This window comes from Flavobacterium erigeronis, from assembly GCF_054075165.1.
In genome coordinates this window covers 313,795-335,117 of record NZ_JBSKGP010000002.1, presented here as the reverse complement: position 1 = coordinate 335,117, position 21,323 = coordinate 313,795, and the positions used below count along the sequence as shown (strand labels likewise).

Here is a 21,323-nt window from a genome sequence, read left to right as displayed (position 1 = left end):
CAGAGCGACCAACGGAAGCTCCTGCAACGACCAAGAAAAAAAGGATTACGATAAAAAGATTGAAGCGAATAGCAGGAATAGCTTCATAAAATAATCTTAAATCTTAATCTGAAACTCATAAATCATACCTACCTTTGCACTACCAAAAATTCATATGATGAACATACACAATATTCCACAAATTAAGCATACTGAAAGCGGAAATTTCTTTTTACTTGCTGGGCCTTGCGCTATTGAAGGAGAAGAAATGGCATTGAGAATTGCTGAAAAATTAGTTGGTATTACCGACAAACTTCAAATTCCTTATGTTTTTAAAGGGTCTTTTAAAAAAGCAAACCGATCTAGAATTGATAGTTTCTCTGGAATTGGTGACGAAAAAGCTTTAAAAATCTTAAGAAAAGTTTCAGAAACTTTTCATGTTCCGACAGTTACAGATATCCATACAAACGAAGATGCTGACATGGCAGCACAGTACGTTGACGTTTTACAAATTCCTGCATTTTTAGTTCGCCAAACTGATCTTGTTGTGGCAGCTGCCAACACTGGAAAAGTAGTAAACTTGAAAAAAGGGCAATTTATGAGTCCAGAGAGCATGAAACATGCTGTTCAGAAGGTATTAGATTGCAATAATGAAAATGTAATGGTTACAGATCGCGGTACAATGTTTGGGTACCAAGATATGATTGTTGATTTTAGAGGAATTCCTACTATGCAACAATATGCTTCAACAGTTCTAGACGTAACGCACTCTTTACAACAGCCAAATCAAACTGCTGGTGTTACAGGAGGAAGACCTGACATGATCGAAACCGTTGCTAAGGCGGGAATTGCAGTTGGTGTTGATGGGATTTTTATTGAAACTCATTTTGATCCTGCTAACGCAAAAAGTGATGGTGCTAATATGCTTCATTTAGACTATTTTGAAGGTTTAATGAACAAGTTAGTTGCTATCAGAAAAACAGTTAACGCATTCTAAAAATTATAATACTAAGTTCTTTGAAAACAAAAATTTTATTTTTCTTACTGGCTTGTGTTTCTCTAAACACATTTGCTCAGGAAGAAATACCAGTACAAAAATACGCAGCTCACAACAAAGGAAAATTCTTTGTAATGTGGGGCGGAAATAGAGAAAGCTATTCAAAATCTGATGTAAACTTTAGAGGTAAAGATTACAACTTTACAGTTGAAAATATGCAAGCTCATGACAAACCAAAAGGTTGGCACGTGGACTATATAAATCCTGCTAACATGACTATTCCTCAAACAAATTTGAGATTTGGTTACTTTTTCAGCGATCATTACAGTGTTTCAATTGGTGTAGACCACATGAAGTACGTAATGTCACAGAATCAAATTGCAAACGTAAACGGAAATATCAATTTGCCTGCAGATGATCCTGGGTCAATCTACAATGGAGAATACAATAATAGACCTGTAGACATGTCTCAAGGTGGTGCTAGAGAAGGTGGTTACGGTAAAGGTGATATTAATTTAGATGGTCCTGCTTTTTTAATGTATGAGCACACTGACGGTTTAAATTACGTTCATACTGAGGTGGCAAGATTTGATGATATTTCAAAATGGTTTGGACTGCCAAATATTGATAAAGTTCAAATTAATTTAACTGAAGGATTAGGAGCTGGTATTTTGTATCCCAAAACAAATACTACACTTTTAGGTAAAGAACGTCATGATGATTTTCACGTTTCTGGTTACGGTGTTTCTGCAAAAGCAGGTTTAAACATTACCTTTTTTAAACACTTCTATCTTCAAGGAGAGCTAAAAGGTGGTTACATCAACATGCAGGATATTAAAACTACAACAAGTCCTGAGGATAAAGCTTCTCAGCACTTTACTTATTTCCAACGTATTATTGCTGTTGGGGGTATTTTTAGAATCTAATATTTCGTAAAATATATTTATAAAAATAGCTGTCATTTTATTTGGCAGCTATTTTTTTTATTATTTACTTTGTAACTCAAAGTACTTTAAATTATACTTTATGAAAAGCAAAAAATATCTATTTCCCATCATCACTTTTATCTTGAGTTTTGGCTGTGCGCTATTTGTTGCGATAAAGGTTTTTCCAAATAATCCGTTTACTGGGAAATCTAAAACAGAAAAAACAGTAGCAAGCAAGTTTAAAGATGGCGATTTGATTTTTCAGACTTCAGAATCTAAGCAATGTGAAGCAGTTCGTATTGCGACAAATTCGAAGTTTTCTCATTGCGGAATTATTTATGATATTAAAGGAAAATGGTTTGTTTTTGAAGCCGTTCAGCCTGTCAAACTAACACCTCTTGAAGATTGGATTAAACATGGAAGAGATAGCAACTATGTGGTGAAACGATTGAAAGATGAAAGCGTTTTAAAACCTGAAGTTTTGCAAAAAATGAAAGACTACAGTCAGCAGTTTGATGGTAAAGAATATGATGCTTATTTTGAATGGACAGACAATAAAATTTATTGTTCTGAATTGATCTGGAAAATTTATAAAAATGCGGCAGGAATTGAATTGTCTAAACTTCGTGAGCTGAAAGATTTCAATTTAACAGATCCGAGAGTTCAGAAAATATTGAAAGAGCGTTATGGAAACGAAATTCCGTTAGAAGAAAAAGTCGTTGCTCCTTCTGATATTGCCGATTCTGATATTTTGAAAACCGTAATAGATACTTATTAATATATTTTAAAAAGCTAGATTGCTTTATCATTTCTAGCTTTTTTATTTACTATTTTACTTTGAAATTCAAAGAACTTTTAAAACTAACCTATGAGAGACTATTTAATTGAAAAACTGTATGAATGCTCTAAAAAACCCTATCAGAAATATTTCAAGAAAAATGAACCTTGGAATATTGACAAAGATAGTTTAATGGATTATCCAGAGGGAACTTTAGGATTTGGGCTGGGAAATTTTCTATACAAAAATCATTTTGATCTTCAGGAAAAACTGGAAGATCACGACATTATTCATGTTTTGACCAATACAGGCGTAAGCGTTTATGAAGAAATCGGAATGCAGTATTATTTACTTGGAAATGGAAAGACAAGCTTGTATTTGTTTATGGTCATTTTAACTGGCACTGTTTTCTATCCGAAACGTATGCGTTACTTTATTCAGCAATTTAAAAGGGGGAAACAAGCGCATTCTTTTCATTATATGGATTTCTCAAAAATGCTTTGGATGCCTATTCTAACTATTCAGCAAACTTTTAAAATTTAAAAATCATGAAAACAATTCATAATCCTTTTGAAGAAAAACAATCTATTGAATTAGCTGTTGGAACCTTTATCATTAGCACACTTTTATTTATGCTCTACATTCTTTCACATGGAAATGCCATGGTTTTGGTTATTGCTTGGCCATTTGCTTTGGCTGGCATTGTTGTCAATACGATCATGTTTTTTCATTTAATGGAAAAGTTTATTCATTTACCTCAACACCGAAAAGATATTGGAATGAAAATTCTAATCCTGCTTTCTAATATTCCGATCCTCTTTTTCTATTATTTGATTGTGATGAAATCATAATTGGCACATTCACCCACCTCAGACGGATTAATCCCGATAGCTATCGGGACGTCACTACAATAGGAATCATTCCTACGGAATTCAAACAAAAAAGCCACAAGTAAAACTTATGGCTTTTCGTTGTTTGTCGTTAGAATCTTAATTCGCTTTTTTGATTTCGATTCCGTTTTGGTCTAATAAATACATTAATGTAGTCATTGTTGCTGCACCAAGCTCTAATTCTCTTTTATTGATAGCATCAAAAGTATCGTTTGCTGCGTGGTGATAATCAAAATAACGCTGAGAATCTGGTTTTAAACCAGCTTTAACAATAGCTTGAGACGTCAAATGGCTAATATCTGAACCTGCGTGCCCAATTGTAAAACTGTGCACTAAATAAGGCTCAAAAAGATCTTTGTAACCTTGTATTTTTTTCAAATTAGCATCGTCAGCTTCAATTGAAAATCCTCTTGGAGAAAATCCGCCTGAATCGCTTTCTAGTGCAAAAATGTGATTCTCTTTCTTTTGTTTAGAAACTTCTTCATATTTAGCACCGCCTCTTCCTCCGTTCTCTTCATTCATAAACAATACTACACGAATCGTATTTTTAGGTTTGTAGTTTAGGTTTTTCAAAATACGAATTACTTCCATACTTTGCACTACTCCTGCTCCATCATCGTGAGAACCGTCTGCTAAATCCCAAGAATCTAAGTGTCCGCCAACAACCATAATGTTTTCTGGAGTTACGCTTCCTGTCAATTCTCCAATTACGTTATAAGACAAAGCGTCTGGCAAAGTCTCACAAGATTGTTTGAAATAAAATTTTAAAGCTGGATTTACTTTTAAAGATTTGCTCAACAATTCTGCACCATTTGTACTGATTGCCGCTGTTGGAATATATTGTTCTTTTGGCAAGTCACCGTAACTTTGCGCACCTGTATGTGGAAAATCGTCTAAACGTAAATTCATAGAACGAACAATTGTTCCTACAGCTCCTAATTTAGCAGCTTCTTTTGCTCCTGCATATCTTTGGTCAACGCAAGCTCCGTAAGAAGTAAAAGTTTCGATGTTTTCAGGATTCATTGGTCTGTTGTAGAAAACAATTTTTCCTTTTACCTTATCTGCTCCTAATTCTGCTAATTCTTTAATTCCTTGAACTTCGATAATTTCTGCAGTAAGACCAGTTTTTGGTGTTGCAACAGAACCTCCCAATGCACAAATAGGCACAGTTGTTTTTACTTTTCCGTCAAGGATAAATGCCGTTTCTTTTTCTCCTCTAACCCAGTGAGGCACCATAACTTCTTGCAGGTAAACTTTGTCAAGTCCTAAACCTTCCAATTGTCTTTTAGTATAATCCACTGCTTGTTCTGCTCCTTTAGATCCAGATAAACGAGCACCGATGTCATTTGACAAATATTCTAGCCAAGTGTAACATTTTGCTTCGGTTAAAGCTTTTTTGTAAAATAATTTGATGTTTTTTTCATCGTTTGTCTGTGCAAAAGATGTCAATCCGTTTAAAACTAAAGCAGTTAAAAGAATCGTTTTTTTCATAGTTTTGATAGTAATTTTGGAGTTTATTGTGCTTTGGGCACGTTCACAAAGGAACAAAATTCCTGACAGTTAGAGCGCTTTTTCTTCAACCTTTTCTCAAAAAAAAGCTCTAATTGCAAATTCTTCAATTTGCAATTAGAGCTTTTATATATTCAATAAATAAAGATTATTTTACTTCTATAATCTTATTTTTTGTCCCGATTCCGTTTTCATTAAAAGGTTCTATTGTAAAATAATACTTTGTTCCTTTATCTAAACCTCTAAAGTCATACGTATTATCTCCATAAACCATAATACTGTTGTACAATTTGTCTGGAGCAATTCCGTAATAAATATTATAACCAATTGCATCCGTTTGTTTTTTCCACGAAATCATAGTGTTTCTAGAATCTGCCTTGTTTCTGTCTACTTTGAAAGAAGCAACTGCTTTTGGTTTTGCCGCCAATCCGTTTCCGAAAACTCTGAAATCTGAAATTGCAAATAATCCAGATGCATTATGAATGTTTTCCATTTTAATGTAACGCGCTTTAAATGGTTTTGAAAGCTCTACATAATCGTGAGGCGCATCTTTATCGTTTTTAGATTTATCGACAACCAAAGTCCAGTTTTGGGCATCATCAGACATAAAAATTTTGTACTGATAATAAATATCCATAGCTTTATTAAACTGTGTAGCTTTATGATCTGCGTAATTGATCTGAAGAGCATTGATTTCCATCGATCTTCCTAAATCCATTTGAAGCCATTCGCCAGGATTGCTTGTTTTAGCGGACCAATACGTTTGAATGTTTTCATCAGTAAGATTTTCAGGGCCATAACAGAATTTCTCGTATACTTTTTTACCGCCGTGATCCATTCTGTGCGTTTCTACTTCCATACATTCTTCAGAAGAAGAAACTGTTACAGGCTTTTTGTACGAAAGCAGCATCCATCCAGATGAAGCGCCTTTGGTCTGATCGCGCTCGCTTGTCGGCAAAACGATTGGAAAATCGCCGTAAGCAGTAATAGAATACATGACATCGTCTTTGTCAAATCCTGCAGGAAACATATCAATACGGCGCTCGAAACGGTCTTTTATAGAAATTTTGCACGTTCCGGTATTCCAGTAATTACCATAATTATCAGCAAAAGTATTTCCGTGTCCAGCTCCAATTACAAATCCGCCTGGTTTATACGACATTGGATTGTGCTTTTGATACGTAAATGGCCCTAACGGATTATCTCCAACGTGAACACCATTTGCATAACCTTTAAATTCGGTTGCTGGCGCTCCGTACTGCATATAATATTTTCCGTTGTGTTTGGTCATCCAAGCTCCTTCAATGAAATTCCCCCACGGCGCTGGCTCCATATCATTATTTGGTCCAAAACGTTCCCATCCGTGAGCTGAAGGATCAAGAATAGCAACTTCTTTGATCTGCCCGTAAGGACGCTGAATATCTTCTACTTCAGTAGCTTTGTACAATGTCGCGTAATCGGCTTGATTTCCTTTTGGAAGCCAAGTATTATAATCTACCTCAACTCCTACAAGTGGCAATTTTCCGCTTGAACCGTAGTACATGTATACTTTTTTATCATCATCTTGAAAAATTGCTGGATCCCAAGTTGGCAACATTGCTTTGTCTACGTGGCGTGTCCATCTTCCAGATTTTGGATCTGCTGTTTTCCAAATCGGATGATCTCTTTTCCAAGTCGAACCCACATAAAATAAAGTATCATTTACAACCCAAGCCGCAGGAGCGCACTGATCGTCGTCGCCTGGCTGTCTTTGGAAACTTCCGTAAACGAAATTCCAATCTGACATATCTTTACTCCAAAAGAAACCTGCCTGATTGGTAGCAAATAAATAATATTCACCTTTATAAGTTATAATAACCGGATCGGCGCTTGAACGACGTGATTCTGGAATTCTATTATGATTATGTGTTGTAAAATTGTATCCGATATTGATCGGATTACAATAAGTTGTTGCTGGTCTGTTAGGATCAAACCATTCTGTTTTACCAGAATTTTGCGCCATAAGACTGCTTCCGAAAAGCATCGAAAACATTACAAATGGCTTAATTTGTTTAAATATATTCTTCATGGTTAGATTTCTTTAGTTAAGTTTTGAGCTTATTTTTTAAGCTCCTTTCTTTCCTTCAAAAGTTCGGGTTCGTTTGTGGTAATGTAATTGAATTTATGTGCAATAATCCAATCCATATCCTTAGCATCATTTACAGTCCAAGCATTTAGAATAACTTTGTTATCCTTTGCTTCTTTTATCCATTCTGGATGTTTTTGAAAGACAGAATAATGATAATCGACTCCATTAATTTTATCTGCTTTTACTTCTTTTGGAGATTTGTTTCCTTCTAAATATTGCAAAGAAGTTTTAGAATCTATGGATCTGATTTTCTTTAGAATATCATAATCAAAACTGATGTAGCAGGTATTTTTATTGGCTTTTAATTTTTTAATGGTTTCGACTGCTGCTACACCCGTTTTTTGTCCTCTTTCTTTACTAATTTCTGAAGGTTTGATTTCGCAAACCAAAAGCGTGTGTTTGTTGTTTCGCATTCCTTCTGAAATATATTCATGAAGTGTTGGAAGTTTCTCTCCGTTAGAAAGTTTAAATTTTATCAAATCTGCATAATTCGTTTCTTCAATAAGCAGTTTGTTATAATGCGCATCGTGATTAATGACAAGCGAATCATCTGCGGTTCTCCAAACATCAAATTCTGAACCTGGCAATTTTAGATCGATTGCATGTCTTAAAGCCGCAATCGAGTTTTCTGGCAGATTATTTTTTTTCCAAGCTCCGCGATGTGCTACGATAGCATTTTTTTGTGCATTACTGTATGAAAAAGCAATCAGACATACAGCGGTAAATATTTTCAAAGTATTCATAATAATCGTAGTTAAAAAATTACAAAAAGGCCATCCATTTTAGAAAAAAAGCCCTCCAAATGAAGGGCTTTTCACTAATCAAATAAACCAACTATTTAGTTAACTCAAAACTAACTTTCTTATCGGCATTTGAATTTCCTCCAACGAAAATATCAAACTGCCCTGGCTCTGCTACAAATTGTAAATCAGAGTTGTAGAATTTTAAATCTTCAACAGTAATGTCAAAACTTACTGTTTGTTTTTCACCTTTTTTAAGTGCTATTTTTTGGAAACCTTTTAGTTCTCTAACTGGTCTTGTTACTGAACCAACTAAATCTCTAATGTATAATTGAACTGTTTCTTTTCCGTCAAAATTTCCAGTGTTAGTTACCTCAACTGTTACTTTCAAATTTCCAGATGCATTCATTTTATCTGAAGAAATTTTCAAGTTTGAATAATCAAAAGTGGTGTAACTTAAACCGAATCCGAATGGGAATAAAGGCTCGTTTCTTTCGTCAATATAATTTGATCTGAATTTTTCGAATTTTCCTTCTTTATTCTCAAGCGGTCTTCCAGTGTTTTTGTGTGCGTAGTAAATTGGCAATTGACCAACACTTCTTGGGAAAGTTGAAGTTAATTTTCCTGAAGGATTTACATCTCCAAATAATACATCAGCAATAGCATAACCTGCTTCTGTACCAGCAAACCAAGCATTTAAAATAGCAGGAACTGTTTTTTCTTCGTCAGTAATTACTAGCGGACGTCCGTCAAATAAAACTAATACAACAGGTTTTCCTGTTTTTAATAAAGCATTCAATAAATCTTTCTGCGCTTGTGGAATCTCTAAATTCGTACGGCTGCTAGATTCTCCGCTCATTTCTGCAGATTCTCCTAAAGCTGCCACAATTACATCTGATTGTTCAGCAACTTTTAAAGCTTCTGCCAATAATTCTTCTTTTGTACGAGCGTCACGGTGTAATGTTTTTCCAAACATTGTAGCGTTTGTTTCAAAAGTTTCATCGTAATCTAAATTACTTCCTTTAGCATATAAAACTTTCGTTCCAGCCCCTGCAACTTCTTTAATACCTCTCAATAATGAAACGGCATTTTCCATTTTTGTTGCCACAGACCAAGTTCCTGGCATGTTTTCTTTAGCATCTGCCAATGGTCCGATTAAACCAATTGTTCCTGATTTTTTAAGTGGTAAAACTTGGTTTTGATTTTTTAATAATACTAAAGATTGAGCCGCAATTGAACGAGCTTCTTTTCTGCTGTCTGTTGTGAAAATCTCCGTTTTAGCTCTTTTCTCGTCACAGTATTTGTATGGATCTTGGAATAATCCTAAATCGTATTTTGCTTCTAAGATAAGTTTTACAGCATTGTCGATTGTTTCGATTTTTACTCTTCCTTCATCTAAAGATTTTTTCAAAGTACCTAAGAAACCTTCTCCAACCATATCCATCTCAACACCAGCGTTTAAAGCTAAAGCTGAAACATCTTGAAGATCTCCCATTCCGTGAGGAATCATTTCTGGAATACCAGTAAAATCTGTAACTACAAATCCTTTAAAGCCCCATTGTTTTCTTAAAACATCTGTCATTAACCATTTGTTCCCTGTTGCTGGAATTCCGTCAACTTCGTTGAAAGATGCCATTACAGAACCTACACCAGCATCAACTGCTGCTTTGTAAGGAGGAAAATAGTCATTAAACATTCTAATGTGGCTCATATCTACGGTGTTGTAATCACGTCCTCCTTCTGGAGCTCCGTATAAAGCGAAGTGTTTTACACACGCTAAAATTGAATTATTTTTAGAAAGATCGCGCTGCTGGTAACCGTTTACCATTGCTTTTGCGATCTGGCTTCCTAAATATGGATCTTCTCCAGAACCTTCAGAAACTCTTCCCCATCTTGGGTCACGAGAAATGTCAACCATTGGAGAGAATGTCCAGTTGATTCCGTCTGCACTTGCTTCTTTAGCAGCGATTTGAGCACTTCTTTCGATCAAGCCCATATCCCAAGTACAAGATAATCCTAACGGAATTGGAAACGTTGTTTCGTAACCGTGAATAACGTCCATACCAAAAAGCAACGGAATTTTTAAACGGCTTTTTTCAACCGCAATTTTCTGCACTTCTTTAATTTTTTGAACAGATTTAATGTTAAACAAACCACCCACTTTTCCTTCAGCAATATTTTTTGCCACATTTGAGCTGTTTGCCTGTCCTGTTGTAATATCTCCAGATGTTGGCAAATTTAACTGGCCCAATTTCTCGTCTAAAGTCATTTTTGACATCAACTCCGCCACAAATTCAGACTTTGGTTTAATTTTTACTGTGTTTTTAGCAGGCTTTTTTTGAGCGTAACCCAAAACAGCGCATCCTAAAAAAAGTAAGACTAATTTGTTTTTCATTCTATTCTATTTATTTGTTTGTATTCGTTTTCTTCTGCTGCAACATCCATTCATAGATTGCTGCATTATCATAAACTCTTGTCCAACTATCGTGATTCGCATCATCAAAAATGGTCAGCTTAACATCTTTTGCATTGCATTTTTTCAATTCTTTATAAATCGCGATTGCATAATTGACATTGACCACATCATCTAAAAGTCCGTGGTAAATTCTGGTTGGAATATTGGCTATTTCACAAGTTTTTTCTAACTGAATCAAATCTACAAAGCCAGCGACAGGTACATTTGCGGCAAATAGATCTGGATGTGCAAAAGCCAAATTCCAAGAAGCCCAACCTCCTGAGCTCAAACCAGTAACATATATTCTTTCTGAATCAATTTTATTTTCTTTCTGAATTTTTACAATCAGCTGATAAATGGATTCTATATCCCAATTTTCGTCTTCCTTGCATTGTGGAGCCAAAACATAAGCGTCTAATTGGTGTGTTTTTAAATATTTTAAAGGGCCATTAATTTTTACTTTTTCCAGATCGGTTCCTTTTTCTCCATCTCCTGAAATAAAAACGATTAACGGCTTTTTCTCTTTAACATTCGCTGGACGATGCAAAACATATCCAAGCTCATATTTAGACATTATAACGGTGTTAATTTTTCCCGTTGTTTCACTCTGCCCAAAAACAACGATAGAAAATAACAGAAATATAAAGGCTAATTTATTCTTCATAGAAACTTAGATTCCGTATTTCCCAGATTTAAATCCAAGTTTTGTTAAACCTTGTTTTACTTCTGGTGCATTCATAAACAGTTTCCATAACAATCCTGTTCTGTAATTCTCAATCATTACCACTTCAGGACCTTGATCAATTGCTAAATAGCGTTTTGCTACCCATTTATTTCCTAAACTAAGCGCATCATAAAAACCTGCATTTCCCCAAGTTTCTTCTTTATGATTTTCATATAAATTGCGGATAAATGTCATCGATTCTTTTGGCGTATACACAATAGAACTAATTGCCGCTGTTGGCGAAATCACACCTTGATCATTACTTGGCATATGTGCGTTATATCCAATAGAACCGTCAGGATTTCTTGAATACGATGCTGTTAATCCCCAATATTCAGGGCCGTAACCCGCTATTTTCTTTGGATTTTCAACACAATACTGGTAATTGATTTTGGTCTGATTTACGTTTAAATCCCAATAGTTAGCATATTTATCACTCAATTGGTTTGGATCTAAACCTACATAAGAATAATGCGCCCAGAATAACGGACCGCCAAATTCTTCCGCACCATTGTGTTTTAAAATAAGTGGGAGATTATATTTTGTTTTTGAAGAAACAATTCCTCCGCTTCTTGCCCATCCTTCATGATACGCTTTTGCATCGATTGTATGGGTTGGTGAAGAAGCAGCCATTACATAAGTAATAAGACATTCGTTATATCCCTGAAGAGGAAAATCCATCTGCCAAGCATAATTAGGAGACCAGTGCCAGTATAAAACATTTTTATTGTTGGTATACCATTGCCAGTCAACCCCTTTCCAAAGCTCGTCAAATTTTTGAGCAACTGCTTTTTCTTTTTCAGAACCATCTTTAAGATATTCACGAACGGTAATCATTCCCGCAACCAAAAATGAGGTTTCAACTAAATCTCCTCCATTATCCTTGGTTCCAAAAGGTTTTACCTTTCCTGTATTTCCGTCAATCCAATGTGACCATGCTCCGTGAAAACGATCTGCTTTGCCTAAAAAATCTGCAATTTTGTTAAGTCTTTCTACTCCTTGTTCTTTTGTAATATAACCTTGTGACATTCCAGAAACAAGTGCCATTAATCCAAAACCTGAGCCGCCTGTTGTTACGATATTAGCATCGTTTTCAGGATAAACTCCATCTGGATGGTAACGTTCTCTAGCTAATCCAGAATTTGGTTCTGCATAATCCCAGAAGTATTTAAAAGTTTGTTTTTGAACAGCATCTAAAAGCTGTTCATCTGTTAATGCAGCAACGCCAGAAGTATTTTCCTCTACATTTTCTTTCGCCTTATCAGCATTCTTTCCACAGCTAAAAAAAGCAAAAGCTAAAAATAAAACTGAAATTCTAATCATTATAAAAGTTTAAGATTTTAGTAAAATAATCACTCCCTTCAGAAAATCTGAAGGGAAGTGATTTTTAAGATTTTTGATTAATAACCGCCTGGGTTTTGTTCAGAAAGCCCATTTGCTTCTCTTATGAATGTAGTTGGTATAGGCCATAATTCATGTTTTCCAACAATAAATGTTTTACCATCTGCAGCCATAGCAGCTTGTGCTTGTCCTGTTCTAACGATATCAAACCATCTGTCATGCTCAAAAGCAAACTCTAATCTTCTTTCTTTATAAATTGCTTTTCTAACATCTGTTTGAGAAGTAAAAGGAGTATCTCCTAAACCTGCTCTGTGACGAATTTGGTTTACTAAAGGAATAGCCTCTGAAGTTTGTCCTAATTCATTCAAAGCCTCTGCTTTCATCAATATAACTTCAGCATATCTCAAATATCTAAGATTTGTATCTGTAAATTCTTGATTGTAAAAAGATGATGAATATGCTTTATAATTGTATCTCGGATTTGCTACCGTTTCTGGAACTTCTCTACCATCATATAAAACTGAACCTCTGAAAATAATTGTAGCATCTTTTCTAACATCTCCTTCCTCATAAGCATCTGCTAAACCTTTAGTTGGTGTGTTGAATCCCCAACCCCATCCTCCAGCTCCACGAGGTGCTTGAGATACAGTGTAGTTTCCAATTCCAAATCCAGGACTAGAAGTAGAACCTACTCCATTAATTTCGAAAATTGATTCTGGACCAAATTCGCCTTCTTTTTTAAACTGAAGAGAATAATCAGAAACTAAAGAATAACCTGTTACTTTATCACAGTTGTCTATAACTGCCTGCCATTTTTTCTGGTATAAGCTTACTTTTGCTAATAAAGCATATGCTGAACCTTTAGAAACTCTCACAACATCTACTCCAGTATATGCTGATTTTAAAGGCAAAGCAGCGATAGCATCATTTAAATCTTGTTCGATAAAAGCATAAACTTCTGCTACTGATTTACGAGTCAATTGCATTTTTCTATCTTCCTCAGAAATTGGAACTGTAGCTAAATGATCAACAATAGGAACTCCTCCGTATCCTTTTACTAAAGTAAAATACATAAAAGCTCTAAGGAACTTAGATTCACCAATTAATCTGTCTTTTAAAGCTGGTGTTACCTGATCTAATTTAGGAAACATTGCCAATGCCTGATTACATCTGTTAATTCCAGCATAATTTGCATTCCAAGTCGATTGAAATGAAGCAGTTGAAGCATTATAAGTTAAAGCATCGATAATATCTTTATCTCCACCTGCATCTCCAGGGTCAGAACCTTTATCTGCATCATCTGAGATAATGCTTGAAACGGCATTCCATCCAAAAGAAGACATTTCCCATCCTAAAAATTGATTGTAAATTGCGGTAACAAAACCTTTAGCACCTTCATCGCTATTTACCAAAGCTGGATCAGCAGGAATAGCTTCTGTTGGCTCTACATCCAAAAAGTCATCTGAACATCCTGATAATAATAGCCCAGAAAGTACAAACATTGATATATATAATCTTTTCATAATATTAAAATTTTAAATTTGCACCAATAACAAATGATCTCAATGATGGGTAAGCATCTAACTCAACACCCTGAGTACCTTCAACTAACTTACCATCAGACACAACATCTGGTGAAAATCCAGAGAATTTTTGCGTAATAAATGGGTTAATTGCATTTACATATAATCTGCAATAGCTAATAAAGCTGTTTTCACTTAATGGAAGTTTATATCCTAAAGTAATGTTATTGATTCTAAAGAAATCAGCAGATTCCAAATAGTACGTTGACGCATAAGGAGTCAAGTTTGATGGTGCTGGAATTGAAGATGTTGTATTTGTAGGTGTCCAAAAACCATTAGCCATAGAAGCTTCTACATTTTCTCCTCCAAATCTTTGTGCTTTTTTTCCATTGTAAACTTTTGCTCCTCCTGTTCCGTAACCATCAACAGAGAAATCTATGTTTTTGTAATTTAATCCTAAAGTAACTCCGTAAGTAGAAGTTGGTAAAAGAGAACCTACATATTTTTTGTCTTTTAGTTCGTCTAATCCTGCTTGAGCAACTTTAGAACCATCTGCTTTGTAGTATAGCATTTGACCATTTGTTGGATCAACACCTGCATACTCATACATGTAGAAACTACCTAATGGCTGACCTACAGATGTATTATCAAGCAGTTTAGTGTTTTGACCATTTCCTAAACTTCCTCCAATAATTGGATTTAACTGAACATTTTTAAGGCTAGTAAGTTCATTTTTATTGTGAGAGAAATTCCCTCCTACCCAGTAGCTTAAATTATCATTGATTTTATCATCCCAACGTAATGCGATTTCATAACCTTTGTTTGATACTTCTCCAACGTGTGCTGGTGTAGCAACTGTAATTCCTGAAGATGAATAAGGCTTAACATTTAAAATTGTATTTGTTGTGTTTTTATCGTACACATCAAAAGATCCTTTTAATCTGCTGTCCAATAATTCAAAATCAAAACCTCCAGAAAGTTCTTCTACGATTTCCCAAGATAAATTAGGGTCTACTTGAGAATTAACTGTAGTACCAGAACCTAAACCTGAATAATCTAATCCTGAAGTTAATAATTGAGTATTAAGAGGTACATTTTGATTTCCTAATCTACCCCAAGATCCTCTAAGTTTTAATAAATTTATTGTCTCAACATTGCTTAAGAAACTTTCTTTTGAAATTACCCATCCTAAACCAACTGATGGGAATGTTCCCCAACGTTTGTCTTCAGCAAATTGAGAAGAACCGTCACGTCTTACAGTACCTGTAAGCAAGTATTTATCCATTAATTTATATTGGAAACGAGCGAAATAAGATGCTAATCTTCTTTGGTTTAGTGCTTCATCTTTATAACCTGTTACAGTACTTACTGTATTTACATCTTTTAATGACCAATAGTTAGAATTTGGATTTACATTTTTTCTATCAATCGTTAATTTCTCTCTTGTACCTTGTACGTTAGCCTCGATACCTGCAGTAACCTCAACATCATGAATTTCTGCAAAAACTTTATTATAAGTAAAATAGTTAGATAAATTCCAGTTAAAATATTGGTCTCTACCTCTTGTCAAAGTATTTTTATTCAAATCTGAAGGATACCCTGATGCGATACGAGTAGGATCTGCTGATAACCAAAGAGCTAAGTTATCTACATAATTGTATTGTTTGTAAGTATAAAATTCTCCATTAAATTGAGATGTAAATTTTAATGACTTAATAATATCCCAATCTAATTTTAAACCTCCTTGTAAAATAACACTTTGTTGTTGCTCATCTGTATAATCTAATTGAGCTACTGGATTTCCAACATTATTAAATGATGCTCCAGTGTTTGATACTACTCCATTTGAAACAAATGGCACACCATATTTTCCATCTGCATAACGCACAGGAACTAATGGAGACTGTCTGTAAGCATTAGTAAATGCACTCAAAGGCATTGGTGTATTTTTAATACTACTTACACTGAAATTTTGAGTCAATTTTACTTTTTCTGAAAGTTTGAACTCGTTATTGTTTCTAAAAGTAGTACGTCCATAATCAGATCCATTCAAAATTCCTTTTTCTTCATAATTTCCAACACTAAAAAAGTATTTTACATTATCTGAAGATCCAGAAACCGAAATATTGTTCTGAGTATAAGATCCTGTTCTTGTAATTGCATCTAGCCAATCTGTGTTATATGGCTGGTTAGCAGAGAATCTTCCTTGTGGAAAATCTGCACTGTAAGCGGCATTACTATAACGAATATACTCGTCACTATTTGCCATTTTCACAGTTTTTAATGGAGTTCTAACCCCTGCAAAACTTTCAACATCTACAGTAAGTTTTCCTTTACCGCCTTTGGTTGTAATCATAATTACACCATTTGCACCTCTAGTACCGTAAATAGCTAATGCAGAAGCATCTTTTAAAACTTCATAAGATGTAATATCATTAGTATTAATGTTGTTAATGTTTTCAGTAGGCATACCGTCTACAACATACAGAGGATTTCTTCCTCCTAATGCAGTACCCGCTCCCCTGATCACAACTGATGGTGTACTTCCTGGTGCATCTGAAGTAGAAACCTGAACACCCGCTGCTTTACCTTGAATAGCTTGCGAAGCATTTAACACCTTCATTTTGGTAATTTCTTCGGACTTAATTGAGCTTACCGCCGAAGTATTATCAATTTTCTTTCTTGTACCGTACCCAATTACAACTACTTCTTTTAAGGCAGTATCGCCTGATTCTTTTAAAGTAATAGTCATTGGTGCGGCAGTTGCCGGTACAGAAACCGAATCAAAACCTAACATAGAAACTTTTAAGATGTCTCCAGGTTTTGCGTTAATAGTAAAGTTTCCGTCGAAATCTGCGTCTGCAGTTGCCCTAGCGTCAGCTGAAGCGATTATTGCTCCTGGAACTCCCATTCCATTACTGTCAACTACTTTTCCTTTGATTGCTTGTGCTTGCCCCATCATATATGTAGGCAGCAGCAAGAGTGCTAAAAAGCTAAAAATAAAATTTTTCATACAGTACGTAATCGTTTAAGTTAGTAGAGCCAAATTAAGCAATTACAACGTTGTAGTACATCAATTACCACTACAGCATAGCTACATCATTGTGTTAAAATTTAACGTTATAATAATGATTATCAACTCAATAAATGTTAACAAAAATGCTTTAACATATCGTTATGATGTAGTAATGATGTATCGTAATTATATAAAAAATAATATCTAAAAATATAAATTCTGTAAAAAATAAAATCAAATCTTACAGACTTAATAAAAACTTTGACAGGTTTTCGTCCTGAGTGAGGTTTAGCTTCTTTCTAAGACGATATCTATGCAATTCTACACCTCTAAAAGAGATATTCATCATAGGAGCAATTTCTTTAGAAGAAAGGTTCATTTTAAGATAAACACATAATTTAATATCCTTTGGAGTTAGGTGTGGATATTTTTTAGAAAGATTAATGATAAACTCGTTATGAATTTGATTCAAATTGGTCTCAAAAGTTTCCCATTCGTGTTTATTTACTTCATTAATCTTAATTGCTTTTCTAATTTCGTTTTTAAGCTTGCTAAAATCTTTTTCGCTCTCGAGAATACCTTGAATTTTATCAATCATTTCAGTTTGTTTTGCGATTGATAACGATTTTCCTGCAACTTCAGAAGATTTTGCCTGTAGTTCTAATTCTAAAATATGTTTTTCGTATTCTTGGATGTTAAGTTCGTTTTCTTTCTTCAGCTCCATTTCGAGAATTTCTCTTTGATGCTTTAATTCTTCACCTTGCAATTTTAGTTTTTGCATATAACGAAGCTTATTCCATTTATAATAGAAAAATAAAATTGCTCCAATAACAAGAAGATACAGCAGAATCATCCAAAAAGAAAAATACCACGGTTCTGCAACTTTAAACTTATATGAAGAAACTTTATCATAAGTTGCTCCATCGTGTTTGAAGATTTCTACCGTATGATATCCGCTGCTTAAATTGTTCAAAACGATCAATCCGTCAGAAATTGGAATAAATTCTTTTTCTTTATCGAGTTTATAAAATAGATTTGGTCTGCTCGCTCCGTAAATTCCAGAAATGACATTAATCTTTAATTCGGTATTGAATTTAATTTTCTCTTCACTCGCAATCAAATTATCATTACTAAATGCTTCAATCTTTACTCCCGAATTCTGTTTGTTTTCATATTCGAGCTTAAGCGAAATAAATCCGTCATCTAGATTAAATAAATAATAATTGTCCTTCTTAAAAATTCTTAGATTCTCATTAATCAATTTTCCTTTATAATATTTCTCCTGAATAATATTCCAGACAAATTTGTTTCCTTCTGCATAAATATGATACAAGATTCCGTTTTGCAAAACCATAAAATGGTCTTCGTCTATAGAAACGACATCTGTTACGTTTTTGAAATTGGCATTAAACAATTCATTTTCCTCCAATTTAGCGGCTATAGAATTGTAGGTATACCAAGTATTATTAATGAGGAAAAGTATTTCTTTTCTAAACTCAAAAATCTTAATTCCGAAATCATTTATTATTTTGCTCTGCTGCGTAACATTTTCAACTTTTAGCGTATTATAATTATCGTCCAGCAAAACACGATACAGACCACGATAGTTATCGGCAGCCCAGATTTCATTTTTTTTGTTTTGAGCAACATATTTTATAGGTTTGGCTAGATCTTTTATGATTTTATAATGAGACATATTGGAAGGATCATCATAAACCAAAATACCGCTGTAAGTAGACTGAAAATAAGTATTATTGATGCTGCTTTTAGCCATGTTCCAACCTCCGCTGACACCATTTATTTTATTTAAAGTATTATTTTCATACGAAAAAGTACCATCGTTATGACCAATAATATATTTTCCGTCAATTGAAGAAATATTCCAGCCCTGCCCTTGCGTATTGGGCATCATATTAAATTTTCCAGCGCTGTATTCAAAAATTCCGTGATTTGAAGCAATTAAATAACCTTTATTGATAGAAGCCACAGCATAAACAGAACCTAAAAGCCCAGAGTTATCGTAAAAGAAAGAAATTGGAGAATTAACCTCAACATGTGCAATACCGTTATCCAGACCAACCCATAAATCGTTTTCTTTATCCAATCCTATACTTAGGACTGAATTATTCATTAAAACATTATCACGTTCGATATTTTTAAATGAATTATTTTTTAAATCTAAAATGAAAATTCCGCGATTTCCTGTTCCAATAATCAGTTTTTCGTTCTTGATGAATTTTGCCACATTGACTGTAGCTGATTTTAAAGTTTCGTTTATTGGATTATCCCAGCTTTTTAATCCGTCTTTTTCTATAGTGAAAACACCTTTTTTCTGTGTGAAGATGTAAGTCTTGTTTTGATACTTTTCTATAGCATGAACAACCGTATTTTTTAAAACACTCCATCCTTTTGGATTGGCAATATATTTACCATTCATTTTAAAAATCCCGTCCCTAACAGACGCGACATATAAATCTTTATCTACTCCAAAACAGTATGAAATAAGAAATGGAAATTTGATTTTCTTAATCGTTTTTCCGCTATAAATAAAAACGTCATTAAAAGATTGAAAATAAAGAGAACCATTAAATCGGAATATTTTCCAGATTTCTTCGTTGTCTTTTTCATCAAATAATCTAAGATTTTTGGTAATAGAAACGTAATGCATTGTTCCATCTTTTCTGTACCAATAACCAAATTCTTTGTAAGATCCAGAATAGATTTTATCGCCTTCAATTAGAATAGAGCGAATGATGGTTTTGTTTGGAAGTGTATATTTTTCCCATTTTACTCCGTCGTAGCGAAGCAAATAATGGTTATTGGCAAAATACATGGCATTATCATTTCCCTGAGCTACATTCCAGATCTGATTATCTCCCTGATAATCTGATTTGCTGTAATTTTCGACAAATGGAAGTAATTCTTGTGCTTGAAGTTGTAAAGCGATGAAAAAGAAGAAAACTGATTTAAAAAGTATCGATTTCAAGATATTCGTTTTTAAACCCAAAGATACTCACAAATATTTAATTTTAAGGCGTAAAAAAAGCCTCTCGAATGAGAAGCTTTATAAAACAAAATGTTATTTTATTAATTTTCAAGTAAATGATAAACCTGATTTGCAATTTCATATTCCTCATCTGTCGGAACAACCAAAACCTTTACAATAGATTTTTCTGTATTGATTTCTCTTAATTCTTTAGAACGGATTTGATTTTTTTCCACGTCAATTTCAATTCCGAAATAATTCAAATCGGTACAAATCAGTTTACGCATAAAAGAAGAATTCTCTCCAATTCCGGCAGTAAAAATAATGGCATCCAATCCGTTTAACGCAGCCGCATAAGCACCAATGGTTTTTCTAATTCTGTAGGCATTCATTTGTAATGCAAGCTGACAGTCTTTATTTCCTTTTTCGGCCTCTGCTTCAATATCGCGCAAGTCGCTGTAACCTGTAAGACCAAGCATACCGCTTTGCTTCAATAAAACGGCATTTACTTCATCTGGAGTATATCCTAAATTTTTAATCATATAAAAAATAACAGACTGATCAATATCACCTGCGCGAGTTCCCATAATTAAACCATTTGAAGGCGAAAATCCCATCGAAGTATCAATACATTTTCCGTCTTTTACAGCGGCCATACTGCAGCCATTTCCCAAGTGAATGGTAATTATTTTCGAATTATCTTTTAAATAATTAATGGCTTTTTCAGAAACATATTTGTGGCTCGTTCCGTGAAAACCGTAAACACGCACTTTATTTTCAGTCAAAAGATAATTCGGAATAGCATATTTATACGCAACCTCTGGCATACTCTGATGAAAAGCAGTGTCAAAAACGGCGATTTGTTCTGCAGAACTAAAAATTTCCTCAGCCACATTAATTCCCTCTAAATTGGCGGGATTATGCAAAGGAGCCAATTCGAAAAGCTGCTTGATTTTTTCTTTTACTTTATCATCAATTTTTACCGTATCGCTAAAATCGCTTCCGCCATGTACCACGCGATGTCCAACAGCGGTAATTTCTGAAGTCGATTTAATTACTCCTCTTTCGTTATCCAAAAGCATAGTGGCTACTTTCTGCAAGCCTACTTTATGACTCGGAATTGGAAGCAATTCTTCGTATGAAGCATTAGCGGTTTTAAAAGTAATATTTGAAGTTTCTAAACCAATTCGGTCAATCATTCCAGAACAAATTACTTCGTTTTCTGGCATTACCATTAATTGATATTTAATTGAAGAACTTCCTGAGTTTATAATTAGTATTTTCATTTTTATTAATAAGGTTCTAAGATGCTAAGTTTCTAAGGTGCTGAG

The 21,323-nt window shown here is 34.2% G+C and carries 15 protein-coding genes; 5 read left to right on the top strand and 10 right to left on the bottom strand.

Translation table 11 applies throughout. The features are described from left to right. The first annotated feature begins 157 nt into the window (after positions 1–157). From kdsA to ACWA1F_RS05430, 5 genes are all read left to right on the top strand, one after another. The gene (gene kdsA / locus ACWA1F_RS05450; RefSeq protein ID WP_306157928.1) at positions 158–976 is read left to right on the top strand and encodes a 3-deoxy-8-phosphooctulonate synthase; all 819 of its coding nucleotides are present in this window, start codon (positions 158–160) and stop codon (positions 974–976) included. Between the two features lie 20 nt (positions 977–996). Then, positions 997–1,902, top strand: coding sequence for a hypothetical protein (locus ACWA1F_RS05445; protein WP_456892252.1), 906 nt, complete (start codon positions 997–999; stop codon positions 1,900–1,902). A 100-nt stretch (positions 1,903–2,002) separates the two neighbouring features. Next, a complete protein-coding gene (locus ACWA1F_RS05440) occupies positions 2,003–2,680 on the top strand; it encodes a YiiX family permuted papain-like enzyme (protein ID WP_456892250.1) in 678 nt (225 codons plus the stop codon). A 90-nt stretch (positions 2,681–2,770) separates the two neighbouring features. Next, complete coding sequence (locus tag ACWA1F_RS05435) at positions 2,771–3,223, top strand: hypothetical protein (RefSeq protein WP_456892248.1); 453 nt, start codon at positions 2,771–2,773, stop codon at positions 3,221–3,223. A gap of 5 nt (positions 3,224–3,228) precedes the next feature. Beyond that, complete coding sequence (locus ACWA1F_RS05430) at positions 3,229–3,531, top strand: hypothetical protein (protein ID WP_306157593.1); 303 nt, start codon at positions 3,229–3,231, stop codon at positions 3,529–3,531. Between the two features lie 138 nt (positions 3,532–3,669). Here ACWA1F_RS05430 and ACWA1F_RS05425 read toward each other — a convergent pair whose 3' ends face one another. The 10 genes from ACWA1F_RS05425 to ACWA1F_RS05380 form a co-directional block, all read right to left on the bottom strand. After that, a complete protein-coding gene (locus tag ACWA1F_RS05425; protein WP_456892246.1) occupies positions 3,670–5,061 on the bottom strand; it encodes a M20/M25/M40 family metallo-hydrolase in 1,392 nt (463 codons plus the stop codon). Between the two features lie 166 nt (positions 5,062–5,227). Continuing rightward, positions 5,228–7,147 (bottom strand): discoidin domain-containing protein, encoded by a 1,920-nt coding sequence (locus ACWA1F_RS05420; RefSeq protein WP_456892244.1) that lies wholly within the window; start codon positions 7,145–7,147, stop codon positions 5,228–5,230. A gap of 29 nt (positions 7,148–7,176) precedes the next feature. Continuing rightward, positions 7,177–7,950: a glycerophosphodiester phosphodiesterase family protein gene (locus tag ACWA1F_RS05415; RefSeq protein ID WP_456892242.1), complete on the bottom strand. Its 774-nt coding sequence runs from the start codon at positions 7,948–7,950 to the stop codon at positions 7,177–7,179. A 91-nt stretch (positions 7,951–8,041) separates the two neighbouring features. Then, positions 8,042–10,342, bottom strand: coding sequence for a beta-glucosidase BglX (bglX, locus tag ACWA1F_RS05410; protein WP_456892240.1), 2,301 nt, complete (start codon positions 10,340–10,342; stop codon positions 8,042–8,044). Positions 10,343–10,352: 10 nt separating this feature from the next. After that, on the bottom strand, positions 10,353–11,066 hold the full coding sequence (locus ACWA1F_RS05405) for a carboxylesterase family protein (protein WP_456892238.1): 714 nt from the start codon (positions 11,064–11,066) through the stop codon (positions 10,353–10,355). Between the two features lie 6 nt (positions 11,067–11,072). Next, positions 11,073–12,449: a glucoamylase family protein gene (locus ACWA1F_RS05400; protein ID WP_456892236.1), complete on the bottom strand. Its 1,377-nt coding sequence runs from the start codon at positions 12,447–12,449 to the stop codon at positions 11,073–11,075. Between the two features lie 77 nt (positions 12,450–12,526). Next, positions 12,527–13,990, bottom strand: a complete 1,464-nt coding sequence (locus ACWA1F_RS05395) for a RagB/SusD family nutrient uptake outer membrane protein (protein WP_456892234.1) — start codon at positions 13,988–13,990, stop codon at positions 12,527–12,529. Between the two features lie 4 nt (positions 13,991–13,994). Continuing rightward, positions 13,995–17,003 carry a SusC/RagA family TonB-linked outer membrane protein gene (locus tag ACWA1F_RS05390; RefSeq protein ID WP_456892232.1) on the bottom strand — a complete coding sequence of 1,003 codons (3,009 nt, stop codon included), beginning with the start codon at positions 17,001–17,003 and terminating at the stop codon, positions 13,995–13,997. A 244-nt stretch (positions 17,004–17,247) separates the two neighbouring features. Further along, positions 17,248–19,992 (bottom strand): helix-turn-helix and ligand-binding sensor domain-containing protein, encoded by a 2,745-nt coding sequence (locus ACWA1F_RS05385; protein ID WP_456892230.1) that lies wholly within the window; start codon positions 19,990–19,992, stop codon positions 17,248–17,250. A gap of 101 nt (positions 19,993–20,093) precedes the next feature. After that, on the bottom strand, positions 20,094–21,278 hold the full coding sequence (locus ACWA1F_RS05380) for an acetate/propionate family kinase (RefSeq protein ID WP_456892228.1): 1,185 nt from the start codon (positions 21,276–21,278) through the stop codon (positions 20,094–20,096). Between the last annotated feature and the right edge of the window lie 45 nt (positions 21,279–21,323).